Source organism: Pseudomonas sp. NPDC089428 (genome assembly GCF_044749325.1).
Lineage (GTDB): Bacteria > Pseudomonadota > Gammaproteobacteria > Pseudomonadales > Pseudomonadaceae > Aquipseudomonas.
This window is the reverse complement of sequence record NZ_JBIVHT010000007.1, coordinates 20,138-34,568: the sequence shown is the minus strand read 5'-3', so window position 1 is coordinate 34,568 and position 14,431 is coordinate 20,138. Positions and strand designations below refer to the sequence as shown.

Sequence of the window (14,431 nt, the reverse complement as noted above, 5' to 3'; positions counted from 1 at the left end):
GACCACTTTCCTGTCACTCGATGCCCAGGCGCCGCCTGGCCCGGTGCGCAGACCCATCACGCATGGCCCAGCGCAGGATCGGGGCTGTGCGTTGCAGGCCAAGGCGGATCATGCGCCGTTGCAGCGGCCCTTGCTGCAAGCCGAGCATGGCCTGGGCCCAGTCCGGCAACAGATCGATGCCGGCATGCAGCATCAGCTTGCCGACCGGCTTGGCAATGCGGCTCGGGGCAGGGGCTTCAAGCAGGATCCCGACCACCTCCAGGCTACGCGCACTGCATTGCAGTTGTGGGCGCATTCGCTGCAAGTAGGCCTCCACCTGCTGGCAGGAGCGAGGGACATTACGCGCCCCGAGGCGCTCGGCGATCAGGGCGATCTCGGCGTAATAGGCGTCCTGGTCGGCACGCGAAAGCTGCGGGTCACGGTAGCGCAGGTGGGCGGCGAGGAAGCTGCTGACTTCGGCCACATGCACCCAGGTCAGCAGGTCCGGGTCGCTGGCGGCATAAGGGCTACCGTTGGGCGCGGTACCGGTCACCTGCAAGTGGATGGTGCGCACCTTGTCGATCAACCATTCGGCATCGCGGGTCGAGCCGAAGGTGGTGCCGGAGATGAACTGGCTCGTGCGGCGCAGGCGGCCGAGCAGGTCTTCGCGGAAGTTGGAATGGTCCCACACCCCGGCTAGGGCCAGCGGGTGCAGCAGCTGCAGCATCAGGGCGCTGATGCCGCCGACCAGCATGCTCGGGAAGTCGCCATGCACCCGCCAGCTGATACTGTGCGGGCCGAACAGGCCAGGGTCGCCCTTGGGCGATTCGAGGTCGAGCTGGCCGAGGGCCAACCCGGTAAGGCTCATGACCTGGGTTTCGATGCGGCGGCGTAGGGCTTCCATGGCGTCCTGTACTTCGGGACGGCCATGGAAAGTGGCCGCCCGTTATTGATTGAGGCGTTTGTCGATCAGGCCCTGCACCACGCTCGGGTCGGCCAGGGTCGAGGTGTCGCCGAGGTTGTCCAGCTCGTTGCAGGCAATCTTGCGCAGTATACGCCGCATGATCTTGCCCGAGCGGGTCTTGGGCAGGGCCGGTGCCCACTGGATCAGCTCGGGCTTGGCGAAACTGCCGATTTCCTTGCTGACCAGCGCCAGCAATTCGGCCTTGAGCGCGTCGTCCGGGTTGATGCCATTCATGGTGGTGACAAAGGCGTACACGCCCTGGCCCTTGAGGTCATGCGGGTAGCCGACCACGGCAGCCTCGGCGACGCTGTCGTGCAGCACCAGCGCGCTTTCCACCTCGGCGGTGCCGATGCGGTGACCGGAGACATTGATGACATCGTCGATGCGGCCGGTGATCCAGTAATCGCCATCAGCGTCGCGGCGGGCGCCATCGCCGGTGAAGTAGTAGCCGGGCATGGGTTTGAAGTAGGTGTCGACCATGCGCTGGTGGTCACCATAGACGCTGCGGATCTGCCCGGGCCAGCTCGCCTTGATTACCAGCAGACCGGCGCCCGGGCCTTCGATCAGCTTGCCTTTTTCGTCCAGCAGCACCGGTTGCACACCGAACATCGGCTGGGTGGCGCACCCGGGCTTGAGCTTTTGATCACCCGGTAGCGGCGTGAGCATGATGCCGCCGGTCTCGGTCTGCCACCAGGTGTCGACGATGGGGCAACGCTTCTGGCCCACCTCTTCGAAGTACCACTCCCAGGCTTCCGGGTTGATTGGCTCGCCAACGCTGCCGAGCAGGCGCAGGCTTTTGCGCGAGGTGCTCTGCAGCGGTGCCGAGCCCTCACGCATCAACGCGCGCAGGGCGGTGGGGGCGGTGTAGAAAATGTTTACCTGATGCTTGTCCACCACTTGCCAGAAGCGCGAGGTGTCCGGGTAACTGGGTACGCCTTCGAACATCAGTGAAATCGCGCCGTTGGCCAATGGCCCGTAGACGATGTAGCTGTGGCCCGTGACCCAGCCGACGTCGGCCGTGCACCAGAACACCTCGCCGTCGCGGTAGTCGAACACCACCTTGAAGGTCATCGTCGCCTGCAACAGGTAACCAGCGGTGGTATGCAGCACGCCCTTGGGCTTGCCGGTGCTGCCGGAGGTATAGAGGATGAACAGCGGGTCTTCGGCGTTCATCGGCTCCGGTGGGCAATCGTCACCGGCTTTTTCGGTCGCCTCGTGGTACCAGAGGTCGCGACCCTGGCTCCAGGCCACATCGCCGCCGGTGCGACGCACCACGAACACGCTGCTGACCGCCGGGCAGCTGCTCAGGGCCTTGTCGACGTTCTGCTTGAGCGGAATGCGCTTGCCGCCACGCACGCCTTCATCGGCGGTGATCACGGTGCGGCAGTCGGCGTCGAGAATGCGGTCACGCAGAGCATCCGGGGAAAAACCGCCGAACACTACTGAGTGGATGGCACCGATGCGGGTGCAGGCGAGCATGGCATAGGCGGCTTCGGGAATCATCGGCATGTAGATGCACACCCGGTCCCCCTGGTTCACCCCGCGTGCCTTCAGGGCATTGGCCAGGCGGCAGACCTGGCGGTGCAGTTCGCGGTAGCTGATGGCCCTGGAGTCCGCAGGGTCGTCGCCTTCCCACAGCAGTGCGGTCTGCTCGCCACGCTGGTGCAAGTGACGATCGATGCAGTTGTAGCTGACGTTCAGCTGGGCGCCGTCGAACCAACGGGCCGTGCCCGTCTTCAGGTCGCATTGCTGCACGCTCGACCAGGGCTTGATCCAGTCCAGGCGCTTGGCCTGCTCGGCCCAGAAGGTGTCGGGGTCATCAACCGACTGGCGGTAGAGGCGCTGATAGTCATCGGGGGAGATGCTGGCGGACTGGCTGACGGCCAATGCCTGGGGATACTGCTTGATATCGAACATGGCGGGTGGTCCTGCTCTTGTGAGGGGCGAGGGACTGCAGCGGCTATTCGATGGACAGTGTAGTCAGCGGCGATGTTCCTTGGAGGCTGGCGCTGAGGTTGCAGGAGCAGCCTTGTGTCGCGAAAGGGCTGCGCAGCAGCCCCAGGTTCTTCGAGTCAATGTCTGAATTGCCGGGGTCGCTTCGCGACCCTTTCGCGATACAAGGCCGCTCCTACAAAGAGCGCTCCTGCTGGATCAGATCAGCCGCGGTGACGGCCGCGGAAGTAGTTGATCAGGCCCTGGGTGGAGCCATCTTCGGCGCTGTCCTCGAGGCTGCCGACAAGGCGCTGGTACACGCCCTTGCCCAGCTCCTTGCCCAGTTCCACGCCCCACTGGTCGAAGGCGTTGATGCCCCAGATCACGCTCTGCACGAACACCTTGTGCTCGTACATCGCCACCAGCGCGCCCAGGCGGCGCGGGCTGATGCGCTCGACCACCAGGGTGTTGCTCGGGCGGTTGCCCGGGATCACCTTGTGCGGTGCGAGCTTTTCGATGTCCGCTTCGTTCAGGCCCTTCTGGCGCAGTTCGGCCTCGGCTTCTTCACGGGTCTTGCCGAGCATCAGCGCCTGGCTCTGCGACAGACAGTTGGCGTACAGCCACTGATGGTGGTCGGCCACCGGGTTGAAGCTGACCACTGGCACGATGAAGTCGGCCGGGATCAGCTGGGTGCCCTGATGCAGCAACTGGTGGTAGGCGTGCTGGCCGTTGCATCCGACGCCGCCCCAGATCACCGGGCCGGTATCGGTTTTGACCGGGGTACCATCTTGCAGCACGCTCTTGCCGTTGGACTCCATGTCCAGCTGTTGCAAGTGCTTGGTGATGTTGCGCAGATAATGGTCGTACGGCAGGATCGCGTGGCTGTTCGCGCCCCAGAAATTGCCATACCAGACACCCAGCAGGGCCAGCAGCACCGGCATGTTCTTGTCGAACGGCGCGGTCTGGAAATGCTGGTCCATGGTGTAGGCACCCGACAGCAGTTCCTTGAAGTTGGCGGTGCCGATGGCCAGGGCGATCGGCAGACCGATGGCAGACCACAGCGAGTAGCGCCCGCCTACCCAGTCCCACATCGGGAAGATGTTTTCTTCACGAATACCGAAGGCCACGGCGGCGGCCTTGTTGCTGGACACCGCGATGAAGTGGCGGTACAGCTCGGCTTCCGAGCCGCCCTGGGCCAGGTACCAGGTACGCGCGGCCATGGCGTTCTTCAGGGTCTCGAGGGTGTTGAACGACTTCGACGAGACAATGAACAGCGTGGTTTCGGCGCGCAGTGTGGCCGACAGCTCATGGAATTCGCTGCCGTCGATATTGGCCAGGTAATGGCAACGCACGCCGCGCTGGGCATAAGGCAACAGCGCTTCGGAGACCAGCTCGGGGCCCAGGAACGAGCCGCCGATGCCGATGTTGACCACATCGGTGATCGGCTTCTCGCTGTAGCCCCGCCACAGGCCGTCATGAATGCGGCCGACCAGCTCGGTGATCTGGTTGAGTACCTTGTGCACTTCTGGCATCACGTTGACGCCGTTGACATTGAGCTTGTCGCCTACCGGGCGGCGCAGCGCGGTATGCAGCACCGGGCGGCCTTCCGAGGCGTTGATGATCTCGCCGCTGAACATCGACTTGATCGCATCCTGCAGGCCGACTTGTTCGGCCAGGTTCACCAGCAGGTTGCGGCTTTCGTCGGTGATCAGGTTTTTGGAGTAGTCGAGGAACAGGCCGCAGCAACTCAGGGAGAACTGATCGAAGCGTTTGGCATCGGTGGCGAAGGCTTCGCGCATGCTGAAGCTTTGCATGGCGTCGCGGTGTTTCTGCAGGGCCTGCCAGGCAGGCAGGGCCGTCACATCGTGGGGGGTACGGTAATACGCCATTGCGCGGAATTCCTTGATGCGTGGTGAGCCTTGGACAGGGCAGTGATTGCCGGGTTCAGACTGGCCATCATTATAGGCAAAGGCCGCGCGCTGGGAATGGCTATGGCGGGGTTTTTGGGGGCGCTGTGCGCCCCATTCGCGGGGCACGCCCGCTCGCACAGGAGATGTACATATCTGTCGCAGTGCAGGCGCCAGGGGGAGCGGGCTTGCCCCGCGAATGGGCTGCCAAGCAGCCCCAGGCCGCTATGCGGTCTTTTCGTCCAGATGCAGATACAGGTTGTCGATCAGGCGAGTGTTACCCAGGTAGGCAGCCACCAGAATCACCAGGTCGCGGTCGCCGAAAGTGGCCGGGCGCAGGTTCACCGCGTGACGCACTTCCAGGTAATCCGGGCGCAGGCCAGCTGCGATCAGATTCGCCTTGCCTTGTTCGATCAGCGCCGCAAAATCCACCTGGCCGCGGCCGAGCGCTTCGCCGATCTGTTTCAGGGTGCGATACACCACTGGTGCCGTGCTGCGCTGCTCAGGCGTCAGGTAACCATTGCGCGACGACAGGGCCAGGCCATCCTCGGCGCGCACGGTAGGCTCACCGATGATCTGGATCGGCATGTTCAAGTCGCGAACCATGGCGCGAATCACCGCCAGTTGCTGGTAGTCCTTCTCGCCAAACACGGCCAGGTCTGGCTGGACCATGTTGAACAGCTTGCTGACCACGGTCGCCACGCCTTCGAAGTGCCCGGGGCGGCTGGCACCGCACAGGCCCTCGGAGAGGCCGGGCACACTGACGCGGGTTTGCACGGCCATGCCGTCGGGGTACATCTCTTCCACGGTGGGCGCGAACAGCAGGTGGCAGCCGGCATCAAGCAGGCGTTGCTGGTCGGCGGCGAGGGTGCGCGGGTATTTGTCGAGGTCTTCGTTGGCACCGAACTGCAGTGGGTTGACGAAGATGCTCGCGACCACGAAATCGGCACGTTGGGCGGCCTTGGTTACCAGCGCGGCGTGGCCGCTGTGCAGGTTACCCATGGTCGGCACGAAGCCGATGCGCTTGCCTTCACTGCGGGCACGGGCGACGGCGGCACGCAGTTCGCGGACGGTCTTGACTGTGTTCATGCGCTGAATCCGTGTTCGGCGGCGGGGAAGGTAACGTCCTTGACGGCCTTGACATAGGCGGCGAGGGCGCTCTGGATGTCGGGCTGGCCTGCCATGAAGTTCTTCACGAACTTTGGCATCCGGCCGCTCAACGACAGGCCGAGCATGTCGTGCAGCACCAGCACTTGGCCGTCGGTGGCGCTGCCGGCGCCAATGCCGATCACCGGAATGTTCACCGCCTGGGTGATTTCCGCAGCCAGCTCGCTGGGTACGCACTCCAGCAGCAGCATCGCCGCGCCGGCCTGTTCCAGGGCAATGGCGTCGGCACGCATCTGCCGCGCCTGCGCTTCCTGTCGGCCCTGGACCTTGTAACCGCCCAGCACATTGACGGTCTGCGGGGTGAGGCCCATGTGCGCGCACACGGGTACGCCACGTTCGGCCAGCAGTCGGATGGTTTCGGCCAGCCAGGCGGCGCCTTCGAGCTTGATCATGTGGGCGCCGGCCTGCATCAGCGTGGCGCAGTTGGCAAAGGCCTGCTCGGGGGTGGCGTGGGCCATGAACGGCAGGTCGGCGAGGATCAGCGCGCCATCGTTGCCACGCTTGACGCAGGCGGTGTGGTAGGCCATCTCGGCAGTGGTGACGGGCAGTGTACTGTCATGGCCCTGCAGGACCATGCCCAGGGAGTCGCCCACCAGCAACACGTCGACGCCGGCCTGACTGCAGGCCTTGGCGAAGGTCGCATCGTAGCAGGTCAGCATGGTGATCTTTTCACCCTTGGCCTTGAGGCCATGCAGGGTGGTCAGGGTTACTTCAGGCATGTAGGAAAATCCTCGTTCAGGCGCTGTGAAAAACGACTGCATACAACGCGTGTAGTCATCTTCCGGAGCGGCACATCATCGCGCGTGATGTTCGGGCACAGGTCCGTCCGGGCCTAAATACGGGTATGCGGCACTTTGGTGCCACACGGGACGCCTATAGTCGTGAGCGAGGTGGGGGAAGTCAATCACCCTGTTACCGCATTGTTACTAACAGGGTGTTACTGGCGTTACCGTGCCCTTATGAATGTCTCAAACGCCCGGTTTACAGGCGTTCCAGGCCGACGAACGGGCAGGCTTCGAGCAATTGGGCGAGCGCACGGCCGTCGGCCAGGCGGAAGTCGCCTGCCACCAGTTCGGCCAAGGGGTATAGCACGAAGGGGCGTGCGTGCATGTGGTAGTGCGGCACCTGCAGGCGTGGCACGTCGATGACCTGGTCACCGAACAGGAGGATATCCAGGTCGAGGGTGCGTGGCCCCCAGCGTTCCTTGCGCACCCGGCCTTGGTCGTTCTCGATGGCTTGCAAGGCATCGAGCAGGTCCAATGGCGCCAACCCGGTGTCGAGCGCGGCCACGGCGTTGGTGTAGCGCGGCTGGCCTGGCAGCAGCGAATCACTGGTGTACAGGGCTGAAGCGCTCGCCAGGCGGCTATCGGCAATCTGGTCGAGCGCCTGCAGGGCGCTGCGCAGCTGTTCTGCGGGAGCGTCCAGATTGCTACCGAGGCCGATGAAGGCGCGCGTGGTCACTCGAACGCCTCGTCACCGCCGCTGCGCTTGCGCTTGCTGCCACTGCGCTTGCGTTTGCGCGGGCCGGCACCAGTGCCTTCGTCACGGCTGCCGAGCTCGCGGATCATCTCGCGGCGCTCGCTGTCGTTGGCATCCTGGTAATCGGTCCACCATTGGCCGAGGTCATCGGTTTCCTCGCCCGCGCTTTCGCGCAGCAGCAGGAAGTCGTAGCCGGCGCGGAAGCGCGGGTTGTCGAGCAACTGATCAGCGCGTTTGCCGCTGCGGCGCGGCAGGCGTTCCTGCATGTCCCAGATCTCGCGGATCGGCAGGGTGAAGCGCTTGGGAATGGCGATACGCGCGCATTGCTCGGCGATCAGGTCGTGGGCAGCACCGTTCATGGCCGGGATCGGCGGCACACCCTGGTTCTGCAGATGCAGCACGCGGCTTGGCAGGGCTGGCCAGAGCAGGGCGGCGAACAGGAAGGCCGGAGTAACCGGTTTGCCTTGCTTGACGCGTAGGTCGGTGTTGTTCAGCGCCTGGCTGATCAAGGTATGGGTGTAGGTCGGGCGCTCGTCCAGGGCATGGGCACTGGCCGGGAACAGCGGCTCGAACAACTCCAGGTCGACCAGCATTTCGAAGGCAATGGCGCCCTGGCCGGAGAGGAACAGCTTGAGGCATTCCTCGAACAGGCGCGCTGGCGGGATCTCGCGCAGCAACGGTGCCAGTTTGCGGATCGGCTGGTAGGTGTGCTTCTCGATGCCGAAGTCGAGCTTGGCGGCGAAGCGCACAGCACGCAGCATGCGCACCGGGTCTTCCTGGTAGCGGTGGGTCGGGTCGCCGATCAGGCGCAACAAGCGGTTGCGCACATCGTGCACGCCGTTGGCGTAGTCGAGAATACGTTCGCTGACCGGGTCGTAGTAGAGGGCATTGATGGTGAAGTCGCGGCGTTGCGCGTCTTCTTCCAGGGTGCCGTACACGTTGTCACGCAGGATGCGACCACTGGCGTTGTGCGACGAACGGTGGCTGTCGCCCTGGTCCTCTTCCGAATGGTGCGCGCGGAAGGTGGCGACCTCGATGATTTCACGTCCGAAATGCACGTGGACCAGCTTGAAGCGCCGGCCAATGATGCGCGCGTTGCGGAATTCGGCACGGACCTGCTCGGGCGTGGCACTGGTGGCGACGTCGAAGTCCTTGGGCGTGATGCCTAGCATCAGGTCGCGGACGCAGCCACCGACCAGGTATGCCTGGTAGCCCGCACTCTGCAGGCGCTCGACAATGTTCACCGCGTGGCGGCTGAACTGGTGGCGTTGCAGCGAGTGTTGGCTCTTGTTGATCACCTCAGGCGTGGTGCGCCGGTGGTGCTGGCCCGGTACGGGAGGGCGGAAAGACTGGAACAGCTTCTTCAGCATGGGATGCACTGTTTGAAGGAATGATCGGCCAAGAATAGGAGAATGGCCGCATGATGGGCGGGGATTCTAGCATTTACTCAGGGAATGGTGTAGGCGTTGGCAGGAAGGGCTGCTGGAAGGGGAGAAACGACAAGGGGAGCCTAAGCTCCCCAAGAAGTCGTTGCGTGCTCTTATTGTTTTTTTACTGGGCTTCTTGTTTTTGTTGAGTGCCCTGCCCACAAATCTCGAAGCTTGTGGACGACCCCCAATCCAGGGGTAAAGAGCAAACGGATTGCTTTGGCCGCTGATGTCACGTTGATCCTTCGATCCAACCAGTTCAGGCGCTGCTTTTAAGTGCAGTTTTTGTTGTTCTCTGCCTGGTCGTGGGGCAAGCCCCAAACACGCATCCTCTCCAAAAGAATCAGTTAGCTGCGCCTCCGCCGTCTTGTTTTTATTGTGCGTGAGCCGTTTCGTCTTGTTCTTATTCTGAGTTGCTGTGCTTGTTATTGTTCTTGTACCAGACATATAGCAGGTGCCGTGCCAACTTTTCGAAACCCAATGAAATCAAGGGTTTGGCGGAATTTTGCGGTTGGCGGCGGGCTGGAAATGTGGATTTTTCGTTACCGTACGCCTCGGGGACTGTTACGGCGCAAAGGTTGGGTAACAGATTTGTGCGGGAGCTGGTGTGTTACCTGGGGGGCTTGGCGCGACATCTTTGTCGCCTGTGAGACCGAGCGCCGCCCGCGCGGCGCATCGCGGATGAATCCGCTCCTACATCTATTGCAACGTGCCGAACCTGTTACGCCATGGTCGCCTGCCTTGGCGCATGACGAGAGCCCTGCATACAGGGCTGACAACCATGGCCTCACAGGCATGGCCACGTTGCAACAAATGTAGGAGCGGATTCATCCGCGATGCGCCGCGCGGGCGGCGCTGGGTCTCAAAGGCGCAAAATGCCTTGAGACGTACTCAGTTGTCGCTGGTCGCGTTGCTCTTGCGCCGCGGGATGCCCAGGCGCTGGCGCCGTTCCCACAGGCACTTGCGGCTGACACCCAGCTTGCGTGCCAACTCGGTCTCGGTCATGTGGTCCTGGTGCTCGAGCACGAAATGCTGGAAGTAGTCCTCCAGCGACAGGTCCTCGGTCGGCTCGTGGCTGGCGCTGTTGGCGCTGGCGCTGGCCGCTACCAGGGCATTGTCGAGGATGTCATCTTCCTCGAGGTCGCTCAGCTCGATGTCGATGCCCAGCATGTCGGCGGAAATTTCCGCGCTCTCGCTGAGGATCACTGCGCGCTCAACGGCGTTTTCCAGTTCGCGCACGTTACCCGGCCAGCTGTAATGACGAATGGCTTGCTCGGCCTCGGCCGAGAAGTGCAGGTCGTCACGGCCGATACGCGCGCTCTGGCGGGCGAGGAAGGCGTTGGCGATCTCGTTGACGTCACTGCCGCGCTCGCGCAGGGCCGGCAACTTCAAAGCGATCACGTGCAAGCGGTAATAAAGGTCTTCGCGGAATTGCCCGGCCTTGGCCAGGTTCTTCAGGTCGCGGTGGGTCGCGGCGATCAGGCGCACGTCGACCTTTTGCGACTGTACCGAACCGACCCGGCGGATTTCGCCTTCCTGCAGCACGCGCAGCAGGCGGGCCTGGGCTTCGAGTGGCAACTCACCGATTTCGTCGAGGAACAGGGTGCCACCATCAGCAGCCTCCACCAGGCCGGCACGGCCGGCACTGGCGCCGGTGAATGCGCCTTTTTCGTGGCCGAACAGTTCCGATTCGATCAGGGTTTCCGGAATCGCCGCGCAGTTCACCGAGATCATCGGCGCCTTGGCGCGCCGCGACAGATTGTGCAGGGCGCGGGCGACCAGCTCTTTACCGGTGCCCGACTCACCCTGGATCAGCACGTTGGAGTCGGTGGGCGCTACCTTGCGGATCTTGCTGTACATGTCCTGCATCGGCGGGCACGAACCGATGATGCCGATCTCGCCGTTGGCGGCAGTGGCACCCTTGTCGGCTGGCGCGGCCTTGCCGTTGGCCCGCGGCTCGGCGGCCGGGGCGGGGGTGGCCGCCGGTGCGTTCTGCCGGTCGCGCAGGATGCGCGCCACGGCCTGGAGCATTTCATCGTGGTCGAAGGGTTTGGCGATGTAGTCCACCGCGCCCATCTTCATCGAGTCCACCGCCGAGCGCAGGCTGGCGTAGCTGGTCATGATCAGCACCGGGGTGCCCTGGCCGAGCTTGATCAGCTCGGTGCCCGGGGCGCCTGGCAGGCGCAGGTCGCTGACGATCAGGTCGAAGGTGGCAATGCTGAAGCGTTCCTGGGCTTCCTGCACCGAGCCGGCTTCGCTGACTTGGTACTGGTTCCGTTCGAGCAGCCGACGCAGGGCCGAGCGGATGATGGTTTCGTCTTCGACGATCAGAATGTGCGGCATTGATTCAATTCTCTCGACGGTCTCGAATTTCAGGGGACGTCGCTACGACATGCCGGGGCAGGGTCACGCGGATCCGGGTGCCACGTTGCCGTTCGATGTCGGCCGGGCTGTCGATGGTGATTTGCCCATAATGCTCTTCCACGATGGAATAGACCAGAGCGAGCCCCAGTCCGGTTCCCTCGCCTGGGTCCTTGGTGGTGAAGAACGGTTCGAACAGGCGATCCATGATGTTCTTCGGAATCCCGCTGCCCTCGTCCTCGACGATCAGGTCGACGGTGTGTTCATTGGCTTCGCTGCGCACACGCACGGCGCTGCCGGGCTTTGATGCGTCGCGGGCGTTGGAGAGCAGGTTGATCAGCACCTGGGCGAGGCGCTGCGGATCTCCCTCGGCCCAGTGGTCCGGGTCGCAGAGGTTGAAGAACTGTACTTCGAAATTGCGCCGGTTCAATGCCAGCAGACCGATGGCGTCCTGCGCCACCTCGGCCAGGCACACCGGCTCTTCGCTGTTCTGATGGCTGCCGCCGGCGTGGGCGAAGCTCATCAGCGACTGGACGATGCGAGACACGCGCTTGGTCTGTTCAAGAATCTGGCTGGACAGCTCGATGATTTCGCCATCGCCTTCACGCTCTTCGCGCAGGTTCTGCGCCAGGCAGGCGATGCCGGTGATCGGGTTGCCGATTTCGTGGGCCACGCCGGCAGCCAGGCGGCCGATGCTGGCCAGGCGCTCGGAGTGCACCAGCTTGTCTTCCAGGGCCTGGGTTTCGGTCAGGTCTTCCACCAGCAGCACCAAGCCGCTGTTGCCCGGAGCCAGGGGTTCGTCGATGGCTGCCTTGTGCAGGTTCAGCCAGCGCGGCTGGCCGTCCAGTGCCAGGCGCTGCTTGTGCAGGTGTTCGTCGGGCACGTTGATGAAGCCTTGCAGCAGGCCACGCCAGGGTTCACCGATGGTCTCCAGGCGCGAGCCGACCACATGCTTGGCGGCGATGCCGGTCAGCTCTTCCATGGCCTTGTTCCACATCAGGATTTCCTGGTCCTTGGCCAGCGAGCAGACGCCCATGGGCAGCTCCTGCAGGGTCTGGCGGTGGTAGCGGCGCAGGGCGTCAAGTTCGGCAGCCAGGCCGGTGAGGCGCGAGTGGTAGTCTTCCAGGCGGCTTTCGATGAAGTGGATGTCTTCGGTAACGTAGTTCTCGTTGCCGGACTTGTACGGCAAGAAGGTCTCTACCATGTCCTGGGCCACGCTAGGCCCCATCAGGCCAGAAAGGTTGGCCTCGATACGGTCACGCAGGCGGCGCAAGGCGTAAGGGCGGCGCTCGTCGAACGGCAGGTAAAGATCGCGCAGGGCCTGCTCGACTTCTTTCTGCGCCGCCTTGGCGCCCAAGGGTTTTGCCAACTGGGTGGCGAATTCCTGCGGCGAGGCGGCATGCAGCTCGCGGCGCTGGGGGCGGCGCACGTTGTCCACGGCGCAGGCTTCGGCGGCGCTGACCTCTTCGGTGCTGGCATTGGTGAACAGCGAAATCAGCGTGAACAGCAGGACGTTGGCCGCCAGCGAAGCGATGGCCGCCATGTGCCAGCTGGTGTCGTCGAGCACATAGATCATGTCCAGCAGCGGAATGTAGAAACCCTGCAGGTTGCCAAGCAGCGGCAGCAGCATGGTCACCATCCACACCAGGGTCCCGGCCAGCAGCCCGGCAATGAAGCCGCGGCGGTTGGCGGTCGGCCAGTACAGTACCGACAGCACGCCAGGCAGGAACTGCAAGGTGGCGACGAAGGCCACGATACCCAGGTTGGCCAGGCTCTGGTGGTTGTTCTGGGTCAGGTAGAAGACGAACCCCGCCGTGATGATGGCGACGATCAGCGCCCGGCGCGTCCATTTCAGCCAACGGTAGATATTGCCTTCGGCCGGTGGTTGGTACAGCGGCAGCACAAGGTGATTGAGGGCCATGCCCGACAACGCGAGGGTGGTGACGATGATCAGCCCGCTGGCGGACGCCAGCCCGCCAACGTAGGCCAGCAAGGCCAATGCCTGGTTGTTGGCAGCGATCCCCAGGCCCAGGGTGAAGTACTCCGGGTTGGTGCTGGCGCCCAGGCGCAGGCCGGCCCACAGCACCAGCGGCACGGCCAGGCTCATCAGCAGCAGGAACAGTGGCAGGCCCCAGCTGGCGCTGACCAGCGAGCGCGGGTTGAGGTTTTCGGTGAAGGCCATGTGGTACATGTGCGGCATGACGATGGCCGAGGCGAAGAACACCAGCAGCAAGGTGCGCCATGGGCCTTCCTGCAGCGGTGTGTGCAGCGCCGCCAGGGCGGTCTGGTTCTGCAGCAGCCACACCTCCAGCTGATGCGGGCCGCCGAACACGCCATACAGCGCGTACAGGCCGATGCCGCCCAGGGCCAGCAGCTTGATCACCGATTCGAAGGCGATGGCGAACACCAGGCCTTCATGTTTCTCGCGCGTGGCGATATGGCGCGAGCCGAAGAAGATGGTGAACAGGATGATCAGCGTACAGAAGGCAAAGGCCACCCGTGCCTTGACCGGCTCGCCGGTGAGGATGCTGATCGAGTCGGCCACCGCCTGGATCTGAAGGGCCAGCAAGGGCAGCACGCCGATCAGCATGATGAGCGTGGTCAGTGCGCCTGCCCAGGTACTGCGAAAACGGAAGGCCAGCAAGTCGGCCAGCGACGACAGCTGGTAGGTGCGGGTGATCTTGAGGATCGGATACAGCAGCACCGGTGCCAGCAGGAATGCGCCGGACACCCCCAGGTAACAGGCGAGGAAGCCGTAGCCATATTGATAGGCCAGGCCCACCGAGCCATAGAAAGCCCAGGCACTGGCGTAGACGCCCAGCGACAGGGTGTAGGTCAGCGGGTGGCGAATGATCGAACGCGGGATCAGCCCACGTTCGCTGATCCAGGCCACGCCGAACAGCACCATGAGGTACGCGGCGCTGATCAGGATCATCTGGGTCAGGCTAAAGCTCATCGGCATCTCGTTGGCTCTGCAGGATGAAGGTGACGACGATCAGGATCAGCCAGAGCAGGTAAGGGCGGTACCAGGCACCGGTCGGTTCGATCCACCAGTCCATGATGGCCGGGGAGAACAGGTAGATCCCCACGACCAGAAGCAGGACCAAACGATAGATGTACATGCTGGCCTCGATGGTTGGGCGCTGCGGGCTTGGACTTATTATTGGCGCAATTGACTGTGGCGATGCTAGCGGTAATCCATAGGGTTCGCCAAG

At 63.5% G+C, this 14,431-nt stretch carries 10 protein-coding genes; all 10 read right to left on the bottom strand.

Going from position 1 to position 14,431, the window contains the following annotated elements:
• Positions 1–13 precede the first annotated feature (13 nt).
• The 10 genes from ACIPZ5_RS14925 to ACIPZ5_RS14880 all read right to left on the bottom strand — a co-directional run bounded on the left by ACIPZ5_RS14925 (position 14) and on the right by ACIPZ5_RS14880 (position 14,338).
• Positions 14–883, bottom strand: a complete 870-nt coding sequence (locus ACIPZ5_RS14925) for an oxygenase MpaB family protein (protein WP_400809404.1) — start codon at positions 881–883, stop codon at positions 14–16.
• Positions 884–925: 42 nt separating this feature from the next.
• The gene (gene acs / locus ACIPZ5_RS14920; protein WP_400809402.1) at positions 926–2,860 is read right to left on the bottom strand and encodes an acetate--CoA ligase; all 1,935 of its coding nucleotides are present in this window, start codon (positions 2,858–2,860) and stop codon (positions 926–928) included.
• 239 nt (positions 2,861–3,099) lie between these two features.
• A complete protein-coding gene (gene pgi / locus ACIPZ5_RS14915) occupies positions 3,100–4,764 on the bottom strand; it encodes a glucose-6-phosphate isomerase (protein WP_343599330.1) in 1,665 nt (554 codons plus the stop codon).
• Between the two features lie 243 nt (positions 4,765–5,007).
• The gene (gene panC / locus ACIPZ5_RS14910) at positions 5,008–5,871 is read right to left on the bottom strand and encodes a pantoate--beta-alanine ligase (protein WP_343599328.1); all 864 of its coding nucleotides are present in this window, start codon (positions 5,869–5,871) and stop codon (positions 5,008–5,010) included.
• Entirely contained in the window at positions 5,868–6,668 is an 801-nt protein-coding gene (gene panB / locus ACIPZ5_RS14905; protein ID WP_261941612.1) for a 3-methyl-2-oxobutanoate hydroxymethyltransferase, read from the bottom strand. The genes panC and panB overlap by 4 nt, the downstream gene beginning before the upstream one ends.
• Positions 6,669–6,930: 262 nt before the next feature.
• Complete coding sequence (folK, locus tag ACIPZ5_RS14900; RefSeq protein ID WP_343599326.1) at positions 6,931–7,410, bottom strand: 2-amino-4-hydroxy-6-hydroxymethyldihydropteridine diphosphokinase; 480 nt, start codon at positions 7,408–7,410, stop codon at positions 6,931–6,933.
• Positions 7,407–8,798 carry a polynucleotide adenylyltransferase PcnB gene (locus tag ACIPZ5_RS14895; protein ID WP_261941610.1) on the bottom strand — a complete coding sequence of 464 codons (1,392 nt, stop codon included), beginning with the start codon at positions 8,796–8,798 and terminating at the stop codon, positions 7,407–7,409. Before ACIPZ5_RS14895 ends, folK begins: the two co-directional genes overlap by 4 nt.
• Before the next feature lie 948 nt (positions 8,799–9,746).
• On the bottom strand, positions 9,747–11,198 hold the full coding sequence (locus ACIPZ5_RS14890; protein ID WP_261941609.1) for a sigma-54 dependent transcriptional regulator: 1,452 nt from the start codon (positions 11,196–11,198) through the stop codon (positions 9,747–9,749).
• Positions 11,199–11,202: 4 nt separating this feature from the next.
• On the bottom strand, positions 11,203–14,178 hold the full coding sequence (locus ACIPZ5_RS14885) for a sensor histidine kinase (protein ID WP_261941608.1): 2,976 nt from the start codon (positions 14,176–14,178) through the stop codon (positions 11,203–11,205).
• Positions 14,162–14,338 carry a hypothetical protein gene (locus tag ACIPZ5_RS14880; RefSeq protein WP_003250005.1) on the bottom strand — a complete coding sequence of 59 codons (177 nt, stop codon included), beginning with the start codon at positions 14,336–14,338 and terminating at the stop codon, positions 14,162–14,164. The genes ACIPZ5_RS14885 and ACIPZ5_RS14880 overlap by 17 nt, the downstream gene beginning before the upstream one ends.
• Positions 14,339–14,431: the final 93 nt, after the last annotated feature.